Source organism: Streptosporangium sp. NPDC053982 (assembly GCF_055585205.1).
The window spans coordinates 123280-142793 of record NZ_JBVJKQ010000010.1 but is presented as its reverse complement, the minus strand read 5'-3'; the positions used below and the strand labels follow the sequence as shown (position 1 = coordinate 142793).

The 19514-nt window shown below is 73.9% G+C and carries 19 protein-coding genes; 8 read left to right on the top strand and 11 right to left on the bottom strand.

From position 1 onward, the window contains the following. Window positions 1–42: 42 nt before the first annotated feature. Window positions 43–807, bottom strand: a complete 765-nt coding sequence (gene fabI, locus ACZ6W9_RS19695) for an enoyl-ACP reductase FabI (protein WP_389968191.1) — start codon at window positions 805–807, stop codon at window positions 43–45. A gap of 2 nt (window positions 808–809) precedes the next feature. Next, window positions 810–1514 carry a 3-oxoacyl-ACP reductase FabG gene (gene fabG, locus ACZ6W9_RS19690; RefSeq protein WP_389968193.1) on the bottom strand — a complete coding sequence of 235 codons (705 nt, stop codon included), beginning with the start codon at window positions 1512–1514 and terminating at the stop codon, window positions 810–812. 77 nt (window positions 1515–1591) lie between these two features. On the opposite strand from fabG, the gene ACZ6W9_RS19685 reads away from it, so the two are divergent. Further along, window positions 1592–3091 carry a TldD/PmbA family protein gene (locus tag ACZ6W9_RS19685; protein WP_389968195.1) on the top strand — a complete coding sequence of 500 codons (1500 nt, stop codon included), beginning with the start codon at window positions 1592–1594 and terminating at the stop codon, window positions 3089–3091. Then, window positions 3088–4455, top strand: a complete 1368-nt coding sequence (locus ACZ6W9_RS19680; RefSeq protein WP_470118947.1) for a metallopeptidase TldD-related protein — start codon at window positions 3088–3090, stop codon at window positions 4453–4455. The genes ACZ6W9_RS19685 and ACZ6W9_RS19680 overlap by 4 nt, the downstream gene beginning before the upstream one ends. A gap of 49 nt (window positions 4456–4504) precedes the next feature. Here the strand turns inward: ACZ6W9_RS19680 and ACZ6W9_RS19675 are convergent, their stop codons facing one another. Continuing rightward, a complete protein-coding gene (locus tag ACZ6W9_RS19675) occupies window positions 4505–4717 on the bottom strand; it encodes a dodecin (RefSeq protein ID WP_389968199.1) in 213 nt (70 codons plus the stop codon). An 83-nt stretch (window positions 4718–4800) separates the two neighbouring features. On the opposite strand from ACZ6W9_RS19675, the gene ACZ6W9_RS19670 reads away from it, so the two are divergent. Then, window positions 4801–5112 carry a DUF3099 domain-containing protein gene (locus tag ACZ6W9_RS19670; protein ID WP_362937134.1) on the top strand — a complete coding sequence of 104 codons (312 nt, stop codon included), beginning with the start codon at window positions 4801–4803 and terminating at the stop codon, window positions 5110–5112. A gap of 280 nt (window positions 5113–5392) precedes the next feature. On the opposite strand, the gene ACZ6W9_RS19665 is transcribed toward ACZ6W9_RS19670, so the two are convergent. The 5 genes from ACZ6W9_RS19665 to ACZ6W9_RS19645 all read right to left on the bottom strand — a co-directional run bounded on the left by ACZ6W9_RS19665 (window position 5393) and on the right by ACZ6W9_RS19645 (window position 9782). Then, on the bottom strand, window positions 5393–5644 hold the full coding sequence (locus ACZ6W9_RS19665) for a DUF6457 domain-containing protein (RefSeq protein ID WP_470118945.1): 252 nt from the start codon (window positions 5642–5644) through the stop codon (window positions 5393–5395). Next, the gene (mobA, locus tag ACZ6W9_RS19660) at window positions 5641–6219 is read right to left on the bottom strand and encodes a molybdenum cofactor guanylyltransferase (protein WP_470119104.1); all 579 of its coding nucleotides are present in this window, start codon (window positions 6217–6219) and stop codon (window positions 5641–5643) included. The genes ACZ6W9_RS19665 and mobA overlap by 4 nt, the downstream gene beginning before the upstream one ends. Further along, entirely contained in the window at window positions 6216–7205 is a 990-nt protein-coding gene (gene moaA / locus ACZ6W9_RS19655) for a GTP 3',8-cyclase MoaA (RefSeq protein ID WP_470118943.1), read from the bottom strand. Before moaA ends, mobA begins: the two co-directional genes overlap by 4 nt. Window positions 7206–7502: 297 nt before the next feature. After that, a complete protein-coding gene (locus tag ACZ6W9_RS19650) occupies window positions 7503–8690 on the bottom strand; it encodes an RtcB family protein (protein ID WP_470118941.1) in 1188 nt (395 codons plus the stop codon). Between the two features lie 195 nt (window positions 8691–8885). Further along, the gene (locus tag ACZ6W9_RS19645; protein WP_470119102.1) at window positions 8886–9782 is read right to left on the bottom strand and encodes a UbiA family prenyltransferase; all 897 of its coding nucleotides are present in this window, start codon (window positions 9780–9782) and stop codon (window positions 8886–8888) included. A gap of 161 nt (window positions 9783–9943) precedes the next feature. On the opposite strand from ACZ6W9_RS19645, the gene ACZ6W9_RS19640 reads away from it, so the two are divergent. Genes ACZ6W9_RS19640 through ACZ6W9_RS19630 form a run of 3 tightly spaced genes read left to right on the top strand, consistent with a single transcriptional unit; the run spans window position 9944 to window position 12657 of the window. Further along, entirely contained in the window at window positions 9944–11083 is a 1140-nt protein-coding gene (locus ACZ6W9_RS19640; protein WP_470118939.1) for a type III polyketide synthase, read from the top strand. A 6-nt stretch (window positions 11084–11089) separates the two neighbouring features. Continuing rightward, window positions 11090–11647 carry an isoprenylcysteine carboxyl methyltransferase family protein gene (locus tag ACZ6W9_RS19635; RefSeq protein ID WP_470118937.1) on the top strand — a complete coding sequence of 186 codons (558 nt, stop codon included), beginning with the start codon at window positions 11090–11092 and terminating at the stop codon, window positions 11645–11647. Further along, on the top strand, window positions 11644–12657 hold the full coding sequence (locus ACZ6W9_RS19630; protein ID WP_470118936.1) for an NAD(P)/FAD-dependent oxidoreductase: 1014 nt from the start codon (window positions 11644–11646) through the stop codon (window positions 12655–12657). The genes ACZ6W9_RS19635 and ACZ6W9_RS19630 overlap by 4 nt, the downstream gene beginning before the upstream one ends. Window positions 12658–12753: 96 nt before the next feature. On the opposite strand, the gene ACZ6W9_RS19625 is transcribed toward ACZ6W9_RS19630, so the two are convergent. Next, window positions 12754–13569, bottom strand: a complete 816-nt coding sequence (locus tag ACZ6W9_RS19625) for a hypothetical protein (protein WP_389968215.1) — start codon at window positions 13567–13569, stop codon at window positions 12754–12756. Between the two features lie 163 nt (window positions 13570–13732). Then, a complete protein-coding gene (locus ACZ6W9_RS19620; protein ID WP_389968217.1) occupies window positions 13733–15568 on the bottom strand; it encodes an AMP-dependent synthetase/ligase in 1836 nt (611 codons plus the stop codon). A 271-nt stretch (window positions 15569–15839) separates the two neighbouring features. On the opposite strand from ACZ6W9_RS19620, the gene ACZ6W9_RS19615 reads away from it, so the two are divergent. Further along, complete coding sequence (locus ACZ6W9_RS19615; RefSeq protein ID WP_389968219.1) at window positions 15840–17348, top strand: peptide MFS transporter; 1509 nt, start codon at window positions 15840–15842, stop codon at window positions 17346–17348. A gap of 40 nt (window positions 17349–17388) precedes the next feature. Then, the gene (locus ACZ6W9_RS19610; RefSeq protein WP_362944126.1) at window positions 17389–18009 is read left to right on the top strand and encodes a trimeric intracellular cation channel family protein; all 621 of its coding nucleotides are present in this window, start codon (window positions 17389–17391) and stop codon (window positions 18007–18009) included. Between the two features lie 28 nt (window positions 18010–18037). On the opposite strand, the gene yczR is transcribed toward ACZ6W9_RS19610, so the two are convergent. Then, window positions 18038–19471 (bottom strand): MocR-like transcription factor YczR, encoded by a 1434-nt coding sequence (gene yczR, locus ACZ6W9_RS19605; RefSeq protein ID WP_389968222.1) that lies wholly within the window; start codon window positions 19469–19471, stop codon window positions 18038–18040. Window positions 19472–19514 lie beyond the last annotated feature (43 nt).

Here is a 19514-nt window from a genome sequence, read left to right as displayed (position 1 = left end):
CCATGGACGCCGGCCCCCCGCTTCGGCACGCCGTACGGCCCGTCAGCCGCCGATCGCGTGCACGCCCCCGTCGACGTGCACGATCTCACCGGTCGTGGCGGGGAACCAGTCGGACAGCAGCGCCAGGCACGCCTTGGCCGCGGGCACGGTGTCGCCCAGGTCCCAGCCGAGCGGCGCCTTGCCGGGCCAGCTGTCCTCGAACTCGGCGAAGCCCGGGATGCTCTTGGCCGCCATGGTCCGCAGCGGCCCGGCCGCCACGAGGTTGACCCGGATGCCGTGCCCGCCGAGGTCACGGGCGAGATACCGGGAGCAGGACTCCAGGCCGGCCTTGGCCACGCCCATCCAGTCGTAGACGGGCCAGGCCTTGCTGGCGTCGAAGTCGAGGCCGACGATCGAGCCGCCCTCCTTCATCAGCGGCAGGCAGGCCTGGGCGAGTGCCTTGAACGAGAAGGTGGAGACGTGCAGGGCGGTGGAGACGTCCTCCCATGAGGTGTTGAGGAAGTTGCCGCCCAGGCAGCTCTGCGGGGCGAAGGCGATGGAGTGGACCACGCCGTCGAGCCCCCCGACGTGCTCGCCGACCCGGTCGGCCAGCGAGTCGAGGTGCTCGGTGTTCTGCACGTCCAGCTCGATCACCGGCGGCGGCTCGGGGAGCCGTCTGGCGATCCGCTCGACCAGGCTGAGCCGGCCGAAGCCGGTCAGCACGACCTGTGCCCCCTCCTCCTGGGCCAGCTTCGCCGCGGAGAAGGCGATCGAGGCGTCGGTCAGCACTCCGGTGACCAGGATGCGCTTGCCTTCGAGGATTCCCATGCTCAGTGCCCCATTCCCAGGCCGCCGTCGACGGGGATGACCGCCCCGGTGATGTAGGCGGCGTCTTCGCTCGCCAGGAACCTGACCACGCGGGCGACCTCGTCGGCGCTCGCGTAGCGGCCCAGCGGGATGTTCTTGCGGATCATTTCCTGGTGCGCCTCCTCCAGCTCCGCCGTCATGTCGGTCTCCACGAAACCCGGGGCGACGACGTTGACGGTGATGCCGCGCGAGCCGAGCTCACGCGCCGCGGAGCGGGCGAAGCCGATCATGCCGGCCTTGGAGGCGGCGTAGTTGGTCTGGCCGGCGGAGCCCAGCATGGCCACCACCGAGGAGATCAGCACCATCCTGCCGCGCCTGAGGCGCAGCATGCCGCGGGTGGCCCGCTTGACCACCCGGTACGCGCCGGTCAGGTTGGCGTCGATGACGTCGGTGAAGGTCTCCTCCTTCATCAACGGAAGCAGGGTGTCGCGGGTGATGCCCGCGTTGGCGACCAGCACCTCGACCGGGCCCTGCTCGGCCTCGACCTTCCCGAACGCCTCGTCGACGTCGGCCGCGCTGGTCACGTCGCACCGCACGGCGAGGAAGCCCTCCGGGGGCTCCCCGGAACGGTACGTCACGGCGACCGAGTCACCGGCCTTGGCGAGTTCGCGGGCGATCGCGAGGCCGATGCCGCGATTGCCGCCGGTTACGAGAACAGATCGAGCCATGTGAGCGACGCTATCGCCTACCGGGGGGTAAACCTCTTGTCCGCCAGGGACAAGATCACAGGGCTAGGATCGTCGACATGCGCCAGATCGACTCCGATTTCCTCGCCCTTCCCCTGAGACGGCTGGCCGACGCGGCCCTGCAGCGCGCCCGCGACCTCGGCGCCGAGCACGCCGACTTCCGGCTGGAGCGCATCCGGTCGGAGGTGCTTCGGCTGTCGGACGCCTCCTTGGAAGGTTCCATGGACGCCGACGACCTCGGCTACGCCGTACGGGTCGTCAAGGACGGCACCTGGGGCTTCGCCGCGGGCATCGACCTCACCCCCGAGGCGGCGGCGCGGGTCGCCGAGCAGGCGGTGGAGGTGGCGGCCGTCTCCGCGGCGGTCAACCGCGAGCCGGTCGAGCTGGCCCCCGAGCCGGTCCACTCCGACGTCACCTGGGTCTCCTCCTACGAGATCGACCCGTTCGAGGTGCCGGCGCGCGACAAGGCGGCGCTCCTCGCCGAGTGGTCGGACGGCCTGCTGCGCGACCCGCGCGTGGACCACGTCCGGGCCTACCTCAACCAGGTCAAGGAGCAGAAGTTCTACGCCGACACCGCGGGCACGGTGACCACCCAGCAGCGGGTGCGCCTGCACCCGTATCTGGAGGCGACGAAGGTCGAGGCCGACCGCTTCGACTCGATGCGCACCCTCGCCCCGCCGGTCGGCCGGGGCTACGAGTACCTCACCGGCACCGGCTGGGACTTCCCCGCCGAGCTGGCCGCCCTCCCCGAGCACCTCGACGGGAAGCTCAAGGCCCCCTCCGTCGAGGCCGGCGTCTACGACCTGGTCGTCGACCCGTCGAACCTGTGGCTGACGATCCACGAGTCCATCGGGCACGCCACCGAGCTGGACCGCGCCCTGGGCTACGAGGCCGCCTACGCCGGCACCAGCTTCGCCACCTTCGACCGGCTCGGCTCGCTGGTGTACGGCTCGCCGGCGATGAACGTGACGGGCGACCGCACCGTCGAGCACGGCCTGGCGACCGTCGGCTACGACGACGAGGGCGTGGCGACCCGGGAGTTCGACATCGTCTCCGGCGGGATCCTGACCGGCTACCAGCTCGACCGGCGGATGGCGCTGCTCAAGGGGCTGGGCGCCTCGAACGGCTGCGCCTTCGCCGACTCCCCCGGGCACATGCCGATGCAGCGCATGGCCAACGTCTCGCTGCGGCCCGCCGACGGCGGCCCCTCCACCGAGGAGCTGATCTCCGGCGTGGAGCGCGGCGTCTACGTCGTGGGCGACAAGAGCTGGTCCATCGACATGCAGAGGTACAACTTCCAGTTCACCGGCCAGCGGTTCTACCGGATCGAGGACGGCCGGCTCGCCGGGCAGCTCCGCGACGTCGCCTACCAGGCCACGACCACCGACTTCTGGGGGTCGATGGAGGCCGTGGGCGGGCCGCAGACCTACGTCCTGGGCGGCGCGTTCAACTGCGGCAAGGGGCAGCCCGGCCAGGTCGCCGCGGTCAGCCACGGCTGCCCGTCGGCGCTCTTCCGCGGCGTGCGCATCCTCAACACCCTCAAGGAGAGTGGCAAGTGAGCCCCCAGGAGATGATCGAGAAGGCTCTCGACCTCTCCACGGCCGACGACGTCGTGGTGATCGCGGACGAGAGCTCCAGCGCCAACCTGCGTTTCGCGGGCAATACGCTGACCACCAACGGCGTGACCCGCTCGACGCGGCTCACCGTGATCTCGGTGGCCGGGCGGGGCGTGGGCGTGGTGTCGCGGTCGGCGGTCCGCCTTGAGCAGCTCGCCGGCATCGTCGCCGAGGCCGACCACGCCGCCGAGGACGCCGCCCCGTCCGAGGACGCCCGCCCCCTGGTCGAGGGGTCCCGCTCGGCCGGCTGGGACGACCCCGCCGAACCCACCTCCATCGGAGTGTTCGGCGACTTCGCCCCCGCGCTGGGCGAGGCGTTCGCCGCCGCCGAGGCGGGCGGGCGCAGGCTGTACGGCTTCGCCGAGCACATCGTGACCACGACCTACGTCGGCACCTCGGCCGGGACCCGGCTGCGGCACACCCAGCCCACCGGCCGGCTGGAGCTCAACGCCAAGTCGGCCGACATGAGGCGCTCGGCCTGGACGGGCGTGGCCACCCGCGACTTCGCCGACGTCGACGTGGCGGCGCTGGACGCCTCGCTGGCCCGGCGGCTGAAGTGGTCCGAGCGGCGGATCGACCTGCCCGCGGGCCGGTACGAGACGCTGATCCCGCCGTCGGCCGTCGCCGATCTCATGATCTACATGTACTGGACGGCCGGCGCCCGGGACGCCCTGGAGGGCCGCACGGTCTTCTCCAAGCCCGGCGGCGGCACCCGCGTCGGGGAGTCGCTGGCCCGGCTGCCGGTCCGCCTGTACAGCGACCCGGCCGCGGCGGGCGTCGAGTGCGCGCCGTTCGTGGTGGCGCACTCCTCCGGCCGGCAGAGCTCGGTGTTCGACAACGGCCTGCCGCTGGCGCCCACCGACTGGATCTCCGGCGGCGCGCTGTCCGGCCTGATCCAGACCCGGCACTCGGCCGGGCTGACCGGCCTGCCGGTGACGCCGGCCGTCGACAACCTCCTCATGGAGGGGCCCGGGGGCGGGCGGTCGCTGGAGGAGATGATCGCCTCCACCGAGCGCGGCCTGCTGCTCACCTGCCTGTGGTACATCCGCGAGGTCGACCCGCAGAGCCTGCTGCTGACCGGACTGACCCGGGACGGCGTCTACCTGGTGGAGAACGGCGAGGTCGTGGGCGAGGTGAACAACTTCCGCTTCAACGAGAGCCCGGTCGGCCTCCTCGGCCGCCTCACCGAGGTCGGCGCCTCCGAGCAGACCCTGCCCCGGGAGTGGAACGACCACTTCACCCGCGCCGTCATGCCGCCGGTCCGGGTGCCGGACTTCAACATGTCCACGGTCAGCCAGGCCAGCTGACCGCCTCCGCCGTACGGCGGGGCCCCGGAGCCGGGGCCCCGCCGTACGGTCAGGCGTCCTCCAGGCGGAAGCCGATCTTCATCCCGACCTGGAAGTGCCCGACCTCGCCGTCGACGATGTGTCCCCTGACCTCGGTCACCTCGAACCAGTCGAGGTGACGCAGGGTCTGCGAGGCGCGCCGGACGCCGTTGCGGACGGCCGCCTCGATGCTCTCCTCCGAGGTGCCGACGATCTCGGTCACCCGGTACGTTCGATCCGTCATACCGTCCTCCTCCTGGCCATGATCGCACGGCCGTCCACGAGGCCCGGGTTGGACCCGCCCCGGCCGGGGTCTAGGTTGGATACGTGAAGGTATGGCACAGGCGCCAGACGGTCCACCAGGTCACCGATGCCCGCCCGTCCCTGACCGAGGACATCGGCAAACGCGAGAAAAGCTATCTGATCAAGATGGGGATCCGGCTGGCCTGCCTGATCCTCGCCTTCACCGTGCCCGCCCCGCTGCCCGTGCGGCTCCTTCTCTTCGCGGGGGCGATTTTTTTGCCGTACGTTGCCGTGATCGGGGCCAACGCCCCACAGAAGAGCACCCCGCTTGACCCTGACATGCACGAAACAGGACAGAGTGAAATACCCCGCCACCGACGCGAGATCGGGTCGTGACTAAGTCTTGACGCACCTTGGGGGTAGTAGGTGTACGCTTTAGCCAAGTGCCCTGGTCCCCCGTCGGGGCACTGGTGCCGGCGTTCCGGGCCCCCGTCGGAACGCCGATGAAGCGGCGCCGGGTGGTTTGCCCCCGTAACCACCCGGCGTCGCCTTTTCTCCCTCTTTTCCTCTCCCGTCCGCTTCTCCGGCGCGCATGCCCTCCGGCATGCGCGCGGAGACAGTCGGCCTCGCCGTCCCTCTCCGCCGCGCGGCGGTTCTCCTCGCGCGGAGGCGGTGACTAGGCGGTCTCGCCGCCGGCCCGCCGTTCCCAGTCCCTGGCCAGCTCGGTCAGCCGCTCCACCGCGTCCGGCGGCGCCGTGCCCGCGCCCTGGGCCAGCCCCAGGAGATACGCCGTCAGCGGCGCGGCCGGGCGGGTCACGCCGTGCGCGACCTCCTTGGTCAGGTCCAGCAGCGCGTCGCGGTCGACGACCGAAGGGTCGATGCCCAGCTCGCGGCAGGCCAGGGCGGTCCACTCCGTCAGCACGTTCACCTGTTCACTCCTCGTTCGAAAAGCGGCCCGGTCCCACCCCGGGCGCGCAGCAGATCGTCCATCGTGTCGCAGTCGAACCACGGCGAGCCTCCGAGACGGAGCCCGGCGGGCGCCAGGGGGGCGAGGAGCCCGCGCAGGGATCGCCCGTCGTAACGCGCGAGGGCCCGGGTGAGCTCCGCGGTGCGCCATGCCCCCGCGAGCCACTGCTCCCGGCCCTCGTCGTCGACGAGCACCGCCCCGGGGTCGGCCGCCTCCAGCAGCGCCCGGACGTGCCCGGCGGTGAGGAACGGCAGGTCGGCGGCGAGCAGCGCGACCAGCGGCGCGGTCACCTCGGCCAGCCCCGCCCGCAGCGCGGGGACCGGTCCGCCGCCGGGCGGGTCCTCCCGCAGGAAGACCGCGCGCGGCAGGCCGGAACGGGGCGGCCCGACGACGACGAGCCTCCCGGCGTCGGGGACGGCCGCGGCGACCGTCTCGATCAGCGGGCGGCCCGCGACGAGCATGCCGGGCTTGTCGCGGCCACCGAGCCTCCTGGCCTGGCCGCCTGCCAGCACGCACGCGTCGTAGCGCACACTCAGCCGCCGATGGCCGACATCGGCCGGGACGGCTGCAGGAACGCCGGGTCGTCGATGCCGTGGCCCGCCTTCTTGCCGCGGACCGCGGCCGTCCACCGCTCGGCGAGCTCGTCGTCACCGGCGCCGGAGCGCATGGCCGCGCGCAGGTCGGACTCCTCGGTGGCGAACAGGCAGTTGCGGATCTGGCCGTCGGCGGTGAGCCGTACGCGGTCGCAGGCGCCGCAGAACGGCCGGGTGACGGAGCCGATGACCCCGACCCTGGCCGGCCCGCCGTCGACGACGAACAGCTCCGCCGGGGCGCTGCCGCGCTCCACCGGGGAGTCGGGGGCCAGGTCGAAGGACTCCTTCAGCAGCGCGAGGATCTCGTCGGCCGTGATCATGTCATCCCGGCGCCAGCCGTGCTGGGCGTCCAGCGGCATCTGCTCGATGAACCGCAGCTCGTATCCCCGCTCCAGGCAGTGGCGCAGCAACGGCACCGCCTCGTGGTCGTTGACGCCGCGCATCAACACCGCGTTGACCTTGACCGGGCGCAGCCCGGCGGCTTCGGCGGCGGCCAGGCCGTCGAGGACATCGGCGAGCCGGTCGCGGTGCGCGAGCCGTTTGAAGGTCTCGCGGTCGAGGGTGTCGAGGGAGACGTTCACCCGGTACAGGCCCGCCGCGGCGAGCGGCGCGGCCAGCCGGGCCAGCCCGATGCCGTTGGTGGTCAGGGAGACCTGGGGGGCGGGGTCCAGCGCCGCGGTGCGGGTCACGATGTCGACGAGCTCGCGGCGGAGCAGCGGCTCACCGCCGGTGTAGCGGACCTCGGTGATGCCGAGGCGCTCCACGCCGATGGTCACCAGGCGGACGATCTCGTCCGCGGTCAGCAGCTCGGGTTTGGGCAGCCAGTCGAGGCCCTCGGGCGGCATGCAGTAGGAGCACCGCAGGTTGCAGCGGTCCGTGAGGGACACCCGCAGGTCCGTCGCCACCCGGCCGAACGAGTCCTGCAACATGGGACGTCACCTCCCTTGTCAGTGCTGACCGGACGGAAACCGGCCCGGTGCGCCCATGAAACCACGTCCGGCCGATGAGGACATCATCGGCCGAATCGCCGGTTCCGCGGGCGGACGCCCATTCTCCCGCACCGCCGCCGGACCGCCATCCCCTGATCGGCCCCGTACCTCCCCTGAAGCCCCGGCCGCCGCCGATCGGCGGCGGCCGTCCCCCGGGGAGGCCGGGGGGGCGGGCCCGGGAGAGGCCCGGGAGAGGCCCGTCACATCGCCGTCGTCCCCCGGCGCGGACGGGCCGCGTCAGCCCTTGACGCAGACGAGCTGGCGCAGCCGGGCGACGACCTCGACCAGGTCGGACTGCGCGGCCATGACGGACCGGATGTCCTTGTAGGCGCCGGGGATCTCGTCGATCACGCCGGTGTCCTTGCGGCACTCCACGCCGTCGGTCTGCGCCTTGAGGTCGGCGAGAGTGAAGGTCCGCTTCGCCTTGCTGCGGCTCATCCGGCGGCCGGCACCGTGTGAGGCGGAGTTGAACGCCGCGGCGTTCCCCAGGCCCTTCACGATGTAGGTGCCGGTCGCCATCGAGCCGGGGATGATGCCGAGATCGCCGGATCCCGCGCGGATCGCGCCCTTGCGGGTGACGAGCACATCCACGCCGTCGTACCGCTCCTCCGCCACGTAGTTGTGGTGGCAGGAGATCGGCTGCTCGAAGGTGACGCCGGGCAGCCGGCGCCGGAGCACGTCGCAGGCCAGGGCCATCATGACCGTCCGGTTGCGCCGCGCGTAGTCCTGCGCCCAGAACAGGTCGCGGCGGTAGGCGTCCATCTGCGGCGTGCCCCCGACGAACACCGCGAGGTCGCGGTCGGGCAGGTCCTGGTTGTGCGGCAGCGCCCGGGCCCGCCCGATGTGGTACTCCGCCAGCTCCTTGCCGATGTTGCGCGAGCCGGAGTGCAGCACGATCCAGATCCCGTCCCGGTCGTCGGCGCAGACCTCCAGGAAGTGGTTGCCGCCGCCGAGGGTGCCCATCTGCGCCTCGGCGCGCTCCCGCTTCGGGTGCACGGCCGGGGCGAGGCGCTCGAAGTCCTTCCAGAAGTCCTCCCAGCCGGCGGTCCGGACCCCGTGCAGCCTGGCCGGGTCGACCGGGGTCCTGTGCAGGCCGAAGCCGACCGGGATCGCCTGCTCCAGCTTCGAGCGCAGGCGGCCGAGGTCGTCGGGGAGGTTCGCGGCGGTGAGGGAGGTCTTCACCGCGGTCATGCCGCAGCCGATGTCCACGCCGACCGCGGCGGGCGAGACGGCGTCCCGCATCGCGATGACCGAGCCGACCGTCGCGCCCTTGCCGTGGTGGACGTCGGGCATCACGGCGACGCCGTGGGTCCAGGGGAGGTTCGCGACGTTGCGCAGCTGCCGCATCACCTCGGGCTCGATCCCGTCGGGGTCGGCCCACATGCGGATCGGGGCCCGCCCGCCGGCCACCTCGTTGTACGCCATCGTCACATCGCCTCCTTCCGTACGGCCTGCCGATCGCTGCCGATCGCTGCTGATCGCTCCCAATGACGCCAGAACGCCCGGGAAGCCGCAACCGATTAAAGATCCCCGCATCCGCCACCGGAGCCGCGGCCCACGGACCGGCCGCGGTGAACCGCGAGGTCAGGGCGGTGTCCGTGGCCTTCGGGGCGGCCGGGGTCAGACGGCGGTGATCTCGGTGCCGCGGGCCAGCAGCAGGACCACCCCGACCGCCGCCACCGCGATCGCCGTGGCGAACGGGACGCGCGGTGAGCGCCCGCCCAGCAGCGTCCCGGCGCCGGTGAGCGCGACGGCCGCGGCGAGGGCGGCCCAGCCTCCCGCGCCGGGCGGTCCCGGCGGGGCGAGGGCCAGCACCGCCGTGGCCGCCAGCAGCGGCAGCGGGACCAGCACGCGGACGCGGGCCTCGCCCAGCCGCTGCGGCCAGCCGCGGACCCCGGTGGCGAGATCGCCCGGGATGTCGGGCAGGACGTTGGCCAGGTGCGCGCCGCAGCCGAGCAGTGCCGCCGCCAGGACCGCCCACCAGGCGGGCCAGGGGTGGCCCGGCAGCCCGAGGGCCACGAACGCCGGAAGTGAGCCGAACCCCACGGCGTACGGCAGCCACGACAGCGCGGTGGCCTTCATCCCCAGGTCGTAGGCCCAGGCGGCGGCCACACCGATCAGGTGCGCGGTCCCGGCCGCGGGCCCGGAGGCCAGCGAGAGCGGCACGCACAGCGCCGCGGCCGACGCGGCGGCGGCCCACACCGTCCGCGCGCCCACCGCGCCCTCGGCGATGGGCTTGCCGGTACGGCCGGCGGCGACGTCCCTCCCGGCGTCCACCGCGTCGTTGCACCAGCCGATGGACAGCTGCCCGGCCAGCACCGCGGCCGCCGCCAGGACGCAGCCGGCGGCGTCGCGGCCGCTCGCCACGGCGAGCGCGGCCACCATGACGGTGACCGCCGCGGTCGGCCCCGGATGGCAGGCCCGCACCAGCGCCCACGCCACCCGGACCATGCCGGCCGGGCCCCGGCGGCCCTCCCGTCCGGCGGGGTGCCCGTGCTCCCGCGAATGCCCGCTCATCGTCACGGACCGATCGTAGAGGGGAGGGTCTCGCAGCGGCGCGTCGCCGCCTGGGGCGGGTGGGACGTCACACTACTGTTAGGGCGGGTGAGGCATGTCACAGACGTAGGTGGGCAAGGAAGCCGGTGACCGCTTTCCTCCGTGCGGGGGGTACCTGCCACATGACGCGAATCGCCGCCGTGCGCGGCGCGCTGCCACCGAACCGCTACTCCCAGGCCGAGATCACCGACGCCGTCGCGCGGATGTGCGGGCTCGAAGGCACCGGCCGGCGGCTGCTGGACCGGCTGCACGGAAGCGCCCGGGTCCGCTCACGGCACCTGGCCCTCCCCCTCGACGGGTACGCCAAGCTCGACGGGTTCGGCGCGGCCAACGACGTGTTCGTCGAGACCGCCGTGGATCTGGGCGCCGAGGCGGTCGGCGCGGCGCTGGACGCGGCGGGGCTCGAACCCCGCGACGTCGACATGATCATGTTCACCTCGGTGACCGGTGTCGCCGCCCCCTCGGTGGACGCCCGGCTGGCCGGCCGCCTGGGGCTGCGCCCCGACGTCAAGCGGGTGCCCGTGTTCGGGCTCGGCTGCGTGGCGGGGGCCGCCGGGATCGCCCGGGTGCACGACTACCTGCGCGGCTGGCCCGACCACGTGGCCGTGCTGCTGTCGGTGGAGCTGTGCTCGCTGACCCTGCAGCGCGACGACGCGTCTCCGGCCAACATGGTCGCCGGCGCGCTGTTCGGCGACGGCGCGGCGGCGGTGGTGGCCTGCGGCGACGGGAGGGCCGCCGGAGACGGCGGGGCAGCGGAAGACGGCGCCGGGGGCGGCCGGGGGGCGACCCCGGCGGGCCGCGGGGCGGACGGCGGGATGGACGGCGGGGCGGGCCCGCGGGTGGTGGCGACCCGCAGCCACCTGTATCCCGACTCTGGGCACGTGATGGGCTGGGACGTCCGCGACAGCGGCTTCAAGGTGCTGCTCGACCCGGGCGTGCCCGACGTGGTGCGCGCCTACCTCGCCGACGACGTGCACGGCTTCCTGGCCGAACACGGCCTCACCGCCTCCGACGTGACGGCGTGGGTGTGCCACCCCGGGGGCCCGAAGGTGCTGGAGGCCGTCTCCGAGGCGCTGGAGCTGCCCGCCGGCGCGCTGGACGTCACCTGGCGTTCGCTGGCCGAGGTGGGCAACCTGTCGTCGTCCTCGGTGCTGCACGTGCTGCGTGACACCATCGCCCTGCGGCCACCGCCGGGCACCCCGGGGCTGCTCATCGCCATGGGCCCCGGCTTCTGCTCGGAACTCGTCCTTCTGCGCTGGTAGGAACCGATGACCTGGGATCTCTCGATGTGGTACCTGCTGCTCGTCCTGCTCGTCGGAGTCGAACGGCTCGCCGAGCTGGTGGTCGCCCGCCGCAACGCCCGCTGGAGCCTGGAGCGGGGCGGGGTGGTGTACGGGCGGGGTCACTACCCGTGGATGGTCGCCCTGCACACCGGGCTGCTCGCCGGGTGCCTGCTGGAGGCCGGGCTGGCGGACCGGCCGTTCGTCCCGGCGCTGGGCTGGCCGATGCTGGCCGTGGTGGTCGCCGCCCAGGCGCTGCGCTGGTGGTGCATCGCGGCGCTGGGCCCGCGCTGGAACACCCAGGTGATCGTGGTCCCGGGCCTGCCGCTGGTGGAGCGGGGCCCGTACCGGCTGTCGTGGCTGCGCCACCCCAACTACGTGGCGGTGGCGGCCGAGGGCGCGGCGCTGCCGCTGGTGCACGGCGCCTGGGTCACCGCGGCCGTCTTCACCGTGCTCAACGCCGCGCTGATGGTGGTGCGGATCCGGTGTGAGGACGCCGCCCTGGCCACGGCGGCTCCGCCGGTGCCCGGGCGGGCCCCGGCGTGATCGACGTGCTGGTCGCCGGCGGCGGGCCGGCCGGCCTGGCCACCGCGATCCACGCGACGCTGGCGGGCATGGAGGCGGTCGTGGTCGAGCCCCGCCTCGCACCCGTGGACAAGGCGTGCGGCGAGGGGCTGATGCCGAGCGGCGTCGCCGCGCTGGGGGCGCTGGGCGTGCGGCCGCCGGGCCGGGCGCTGCGCGGCATCAGCTATCTCGACGGGAGGCACCGGGCGCAGGCGGCGTTCCGCGACGGACCCGGGCTGGGGGCGCGGCGCACGGAGCTGCACGCCGCGCTGTCGGCTCGCGCCGCCGAGCTGGGGGTGAAGGTCCTGCCCGGCAGGGTGGAGGAGGTCCGGCAGGACGGCGAGGGGGTAGCGGCCGCCGGGCTGCGCGCCCGCTGGCTGGTGGCCGCCGACGGCCTGCACTCCCCCGTGCGGGCCATGCTGGGGCTGGGCCTGCCCGATCCCGGGCCGCGCCGGTACGGCCTGCGGCGGCACTACCGCGTCGCCCCCTGGAGCGACTTCGTGGAGGTCCACTGGGCCGCCGACGGCGAGGCGTACGTGACGCCGGTGGGCGACGAGCTCGTCGGGGTGGCCGTGCTGAGCTCGCGGCGGCGCGGGTACGCCGAGCACCTGGCGGACTTCCCCGCGCTGCTGGAGCGGCTGGACGGCCGGGCCGTGACCCCGGTGCGCGGCGCCGGTCCGCTGCGTCAGCGGGTCCGGGCCCGCGTCGCCGGCCGGGTGCTGCTGGTCGGCGACGCGGCCGGGTACGTCGACGCGCTGACCGGCGAGGGGGTTTCCCTGGCGCTGGCGTCGGCGCGGGTGCTGGTGGGCTGCCTGCGGGCCGGCGTCCCGCAGGCCTACGAGGGCGCCTGGCTGCGGCTGTCGCGGCGGCACCGGCTGCTCACCGGGGCGCTGGTGTCGGCGCGCCGGCACCGGGCGGTGCCACGGCTGGTGGTCCCGGCGGCGCAGCGGCTGCCGGCCCTGTTCGGCGCGGTCGTGCACGCCCTGGCCTGAGCCGGCGCCGCGTCCGGCGCGGACGGCCGGCCGTACCCGTGCCCGTCTCCGCAGCGGGGCCCGGCGCGTGCCCGTGCCCCGCGGGGGTTCCGGGTGTCACCGGCCGCCGGTCGGGTGGATGACGCTCAGCCGGGCGGCGTGGCCGGACGCCCCGGCGTACCGGATCCGCCAGTCGCCTCCTCCCCCGCGGGCGGCTCCCGGCACCCGGCGGGTGAAGCGTCCCTGCCGGTCGGTGACGGCCGTGGCCGCCGTCGCCCAGCCCTCCCGCCCGTCCTCGCGGTGCAGGATCTCGACGGGCTGGCCGGGGAACGGGGCGTAGTCGAGGTAGCCCTGCGGATCGACCCGGTTCAGCACGCCCGTGACCCTCACGTCCCGGCCCTCCCGGGCCGCCTCGATCGAGCTGAACCGGGTGGCGCGCTTCACTTCGAAGCGGGCGTACCCGGTGGCGGAGGCGCCGCCGGCGCCCCTGGCGGTGGCGATGACCATCCAGGGCCCGGTGGGGTACCAGCGGTTGAGCTGCTTGTCGGGCAGGAACCGCCACGTCTCCCATCCGCCGCCGGTCCTCCGTACGGCGGGCGCCCGGGAGGCGGCGGGACGCGAGAAGACGGCGTGGGCCGGGATCGGCGTCCCCCACTGCTGGAGGGTGGGCGGCAGGGGTTCGGGCCGGAGCACCGGGCCGCCGGCGGGCGGGGTTCCGGGCTCGACCCGGACGGCCACCGCGTCCGGCCCGGCGGCCCCGCGGGCGACCACGTCGATCACCAGGCGCAGGGAGCCGGTCGGGCCGACCACGGGGGTGCCGGGGCGCAGGGTCACGGAACGGATCACCGGCTCCTCCGCGGCGGTGGCGGGCCCCGCCTGCGCGGACAGGGCGGCCCCCGACGCCAGGAGCGGCAGAAGGAGTCTCATTGCCATGCCCAGGACGTTAGGAAACGCCCGGTAACGACCGGGCAGGCGACACACGCCCGGTTGGCAAAACGACGGCTCCCGGCGGAGATCGCGACGCTCCGGCCGGTGGCGGGTGCCGTCCCCGCCGCGCCCGCCGTCCCCGCCGCGCCCGCCGTGCCCGCCGTGCCCGTCAGTCGCGGTACAGCTCGTCGATGACCTCGGCGTACTTGGCGTGCACGACCCGGCGCTTGAGCTTGAGGCTGGGGGTCAGCTCCTCGGTCTCGGCGGTCCACTCGGCCGGCAGCAGCCGCCAGCGCTTGACCTGCTGGACGCGGGCCAGGCGCTCGTTGGCGGCGGCGACGGCGGCCCCGACCTCCGCCAGGACCTCGGGATGCCCGGCCAGGCCGGCGAGGTCGGTGGGCGGGATGCCGCGGCTGTGCGCCCAGCCGGGGGCGACCTCGCCGTCGAGGGTGAGGATCGCCACCGGGTACGGCCTGCCGTCGCCGTAGGCGAGGGCCTGGCCGATCAGCGGGTGCTCCTTGAGGTGGTTCTCGATGTTGGCCGGGGAGATGTTCTCGCCGCCGGCGGTGATGATGAGCTCCTTCTTGCGGTCCACGATGCGGACGAAGCCGTCGTCGTCGATCGTGCCGATGTCGCCGGTGTGCAGCCAGCCGTCCTCGTCGATGAGCTCGGCGGTCGCCTCGGGGCGGTTCAGGTAGCCGCGGGTGTTGGCGGGGCTGCGGGTGAGGATCTCCCCGTCCTCGGCGATGCGGACCTCCACGCCCGGCCCGGCCTGGCCGACCGTGCCGAGTTTGTAGCGGTCCGGGGCGTTGGCGGTGAAGGCGCCCGTCGTCTCGGTCATGCCGTACACGTCCAGCACGCACATGCCGAGGCCGGCGAAGAAGCGCTGGACCTCCAGCGGCATCGGCGCGGCGGCGCTGCCCAGCCAGGCGGCGCCGCCGAGGCCGATCATGGAGCGGATCACCGACAGCAGCCCGGCGTCGGCCCGCTCGTAGGCGGCCCGCACCTCGGGCGAGGGCTTGCCGCCGTACTGCCCGGCCTCCAGGTAGGCGAGCCCGGCGGCCATGGCCTCGCGCACGTCGCGCTGCCGCTCCTCCGGCTGGGAGACCAGCAGCGCCTGCAGGCGGGCCATCATCTTCTCCCACACGCGCGGCACGCCGAAGAACAGCACCGGCGACACCTGGCCGAGGACCGTGCCGAGACGGGTCATGTCGGTGCAGAAGTGGGTGTGGGAGATCTTCAGCAGCGGCAGGTAGAGGCTGAGGACCCGCTCGGCGATGTGCGCGTAGGTGAGGTAGGAGATCTGCGTGCCCCGCTGCGGCAGGTCGGCCATCCGGGTGGTCGCCGCCACCTCGAACAGCACGTTGGCGTGGGTCAGCGGCACGCCCTTGGGGTTCCCGGTGGTCCCGGAGGTGTAGAGCACGGTCAGGACGTCGTCCGGCCGGGCGGCCTCGCAGCGGGCCTCGACGGCGCCCGGGTCGGCGGCGAGCCGCTCGCGGCCCAGGGCCAGGAAGTCGTCCCAGGAGAGGAACCTCCTCCCCGCCGGGGCGTCCTGGAGCACGATGACCTTCTCCAGGGCGGGGAGGCGGTCCAGCACCGGCTCCCACCTGGCCAGTTCCGCGGGGCCGCCCAGCACCGCGATCCTGGCGCCGACGTCGTCGGCGACGAAGGCGACCTGCTCGGGGGTGAAGGTCGCGTAGACCGAGCAGGAGACGCCCCCCGCGTGCACCGTGCCCAGGTCGGCCAGAACGTGCTCGCTGCGGTTGACCATCATCAGCGCGACCGCCTCACCGGGCCGCAGTCCCAGGGCGGCGAGGCCGGCGGCGATCTCCAGGACGCGGCGGCGGGCGTCGCCGTAGGTGAGGGTGACCCAGCCGTCACCGTCCGGGTCGGAGTAGGCGGGGGCGTCGGGATGGTGCTCGGCCGCCTCCCGCAGCAGGTCGCAGACCGTACGGCCGCCGATCTCCCGCTCGATCTCCGCGCGCTCTTCGAGGACACCCGCCATGACGCCTCCGCACCGTGTTCGCAACGTGTTCGCGACGTGTTCACCCGCCCGGTTGGGATGCATCGCACCACACGCCACGGACCTGGGACAAGGCCCAAAAGCGAGAAGCGCCCCGGCCCGGGGCGGGCGGCGCCGCCGGCGCCGCCCACGGAAGCGGAAACCGCTATGACCTGTGCGAACGCCTCGAAACGGGCACCCCCCGCCGGGTCGGGCCACCCCCCTCCGCTACGTAGGGTGGAGTGTCATCACGCGACGAGGCCGGGGGGCTCACATGTCCGCGGAGACCCGCACCGAGGAGAAGACCTTCTTCGGGCATCCACGTGGCCTGGCCACGCTGTTCGGCACCGAGATGTGGGAACGCTTCAGCTGGTACGGCCTGCGCGCCATCCTGGCCACCTTCATGGCCGCCTCCCCCGTCGCCGGGGGCCTGGGGCTGTCGCAGCAGACCGCCACGGCGCTCGTCGGCGTCTACGGCGCGCTGATCTACCTCGTGGCGTTGCCCGGGGGCTGGATCGCCGACCGGGTCCTGGGGGCCCGCCGGGCGGTGCTGTGGGGCGGCTTCATCATCATGTGCGGCCACATCAGCATGGCGATCCCGGTGAGCGGGGGCGTGTTCGTCGCCCTGGGCCTGCTGCTCATCATCACCGGCACCGGGCTGCTGAAGCCGAACATCTCCGCGATGGTCGGCAAGCTGTACCCGGAGGACGACGACGCGCGGCGGGACGCCGGCTTCTCGATCTTCTACCTCGGCATCAACATCGGCGCCTTCGCCGCGCCGCTCATCGTGGGCTGGCTGGCCTCCGGCGACCGCTGGCACCTGGGCTTCAGCGCGGCGGCCGTCGGCATGGCGCTGGGGCTCGCGCAGTACGCGGCGGGCCGCCGCCACCTGCGGGGCGCGGGCGACGCGCCCGGCCACCGGCTGACCCCGCGCGAGCGGCGGCGCTTCACCGCCGTGGCCGGGGGCGCCGTCGCCGCGGCGGCCGTCGCGCTGGCGCTCTGGGCGGTCTCCGGCACGTTCAGCCTGGGCGCGTTCTCACTGGTGGTGACCCTGCTCATCGTCGCCGTGCCGGTGGGCTACTTCGCCTACATCCTGCTGGGCAGCCACAACCTGACCGAGGACGAGCGCTCGGGGATGAAGGCGTACGTCTGGCTGTTCACCGCTGCGGCGATCTTCTGGATGCTCTACGACCTCGCCCCGACCGTGCTGCTGTTCTTCGCCCAGGACCGCACCGACCTGTCGCTGTTCGGCGTCAGGATCACCGCGGCGACCACCCAGGCGTTCAACCCGCTGTTCATCGCGCTCCTCGTCCCCGTCTTCGCGGCGCTCTGGGTCAGGCTGGGCAACCGGGTGACCACCCCGCACAAGTTCGCCATCGCCCTGTTCATGAACGGGCTGAGCTTCGTGGTCATGGCGCTGGCCGCCAAGCTGGCCGAGCAGGGCAGGATCTCGGTGTGGTGGCTGGTGCTGGTCTACCTCGTGCAGGTCTTCGGCGAGCTGGCGCTGAGCCCGATCGGCCTGTCGATCACCAGCAGGCTGGCCCCCGCGGCGTTCAAGGGCCAGATGCTGGGGGTGTGGTTCATCGCCATCGCGGTGGGCGACGCGGTGGGCGGGCAGACCGCGCGGCTGCGCGACTACGTGTCGGAGCCCATGTACTTCCTCACGCTGGCGCTGATCGCGCTCGCCGCCGGGGCGCTGATGTTCGCGTTCGTCCCCCGGCTCAACCGGCTGATGCGGGAGCATCACGGGGAGGGGGCGGCGGCCGGCTCACCGTCCGCCTGAAACGGTGACCACATATATCCGGTCATGGGATGATTAGACGGTGATTCACGCCCTCGATCTCATCGGGATCTTCGTCTTCGCGCTCTCCGGGGCGCTGGTCGGCGTCCGGCGGCGGCTGGACGTGGTCGGCATGACCGTGCTGGCGGAGATGACCGCCCTCGGCGGCGGGATCCTGCGCGACCTGATCCTCAACGTGCGGCCCGCGGCCTTCTCCAGCACCGGCTACGTGGTCGTGCCGGCCGTGGCCGCGGCGATCGTGTTCTTCTGGCATCCCCAGGTGGAGCGGGTCATGCCCGCGGTGGACGTGCTCGACGCGGCGGGGCTGGGCCTGTTCTGCGCGGTCGGCACCGAGAAGGCGATGAACTACGGCCTCAGCCCGCTGCACGGCGCCCTGCTCGGCGTCACCACCGCGGTCGGCGGCGGCATCCTGCGCGACGTGCTGGCCGGGCAGATCCCCCTCCTGCTGTACGACCGCCAGCTGTACGCGGTGCCGGCCATGCTCGGCTCCGCGGTCATGGCCGCGCTCTACACCCTCGACCTGCACGGCTGGCCGGCCACGCTGGCCGCGGCGGTGCTGGCCTTCGGGCTGCGCATCGCCGCCATGAAGCTGCGGCTGCGCGCGCCGCTGGCCCGGGGCGTGGCCTCCGACCAGGGCCCCTGATCCCGCACCCGATCCGGTTCGGGGCGGCTCAGAGGACCGGGGTGAGCGGCTCGGCGGGGCGGGCGCCGTACGGGCCCCTGACCCTGGCCTCGGCGATGCGCGCCACCGCCTGGGTGAGGACCGCGGGCGGCTGGGTGAACGGCAGGCGCAGCCGGCCCTCCAGCGCGCCGTTCATCCCGAACCAGGGGCCCGGGGCGAGCCGCACGCCGTGGCAGGCCGCCGCGTCGGCGAGCGCGACGGCCGACGGGCCGGGCAGCCGTGCCCACAGCGCGCCGCCGCCTGCGGGCACGGTGAAGGTCAGGTCGGGCAGGTGCTCGGCCAGCGCGGCGACCAGGGCCGCGCGGGAGGCGCCGAGGGTCCGGCGGCGATCCGCCCTGGTCTCCTCGATCCTGCCGAACAGCTCGGTCACCACGAGCTGCTCGAACACCGGGCTGGCGATGTCCACGGCGGCGCGCAGCACGGCCAGGCGGCGCACCATGGCGGCGGTCGCGCGGATCCACCCGATCCGCAGGCCGCCCCACCACAGCTTGGACGCCGACCCGATGCTGATCACCCGCCCGTCGGTGTCGAAGGCGGCCAGCGGGACCGTGCGGGGCACCTCGTCGATGGCCAGTTCGCTCCAGGTCTCGTCCACGATGAGGACGGTGTCGTGCCTCCTGGCCGCGCCGACCAGGCCGGCCCGGACGGAGTCGTCCATCAGGTGGCCGGTCGGGTTCTGGAAGTCGGGGATCACGTAGGCCAGGCGGGCGGCCGACTGGCGCAGCGCGGAGGTGAGCAGGTCGAGGTGCCAGCCGTCGTCGGGGACGCCGACCGGGACGATCCGCGCGCCACGCGCCCTGGCGGCGTCGATCGCGTGCGGGTAGGTCGGCGACTCCAGCAGCATCGGATCGCCCGGCGCCAGCAGCATCGCCATCACCAGGTGGATCGCCTGCTGGGCACCGGTGGTGACGAGGATCTGCTCGGGCCGGGTGGCCAGCCCCCGATGGGTGTAGCGGGCCGCGACCGCCTCGCGCAGCGGGGTGATCCCGGGGGGCTCGTAGCCCGTGCCGAGCATGCGGCACGGATAGCGCTCGGCGGCGGCCGCGACGGCCTCGGGCAATATCGGGGGGGCCGGCGGCGCGGCGATGTGCAGCGGCAGCAGGCCGTCCTCCTGGGAGGCGATCCAGGGGTTGTCGGGACCCATCTCGGAGGGGCGCGGCAGCGCCGTCCAGCTTCCCGCGCCCTGCCTGCTGTCCAGGTAGCCCTGCTCGCGCAGGCGGTCGTAGGCCGCGGTCACGGTGGTGCGGCTGACGCCCAGCTCCTGGGCGAGGTGGCGTTCGGCCGGGAGGCGGACCCGCACGGGGAGCCGCCCGTCGAGGATCAGCGCCCGCACGGTCTCGGCCAGCGCCCGGTAGTACGGCCGGGCTCCGGGGTCGAGCGCCACCAGGCGGGCCAGCTGCGGGCCGCTCAGATACCGGTTCACGCATGCCACTGTAAGGCCATTTATCGATGATTGGCCCTTTTGC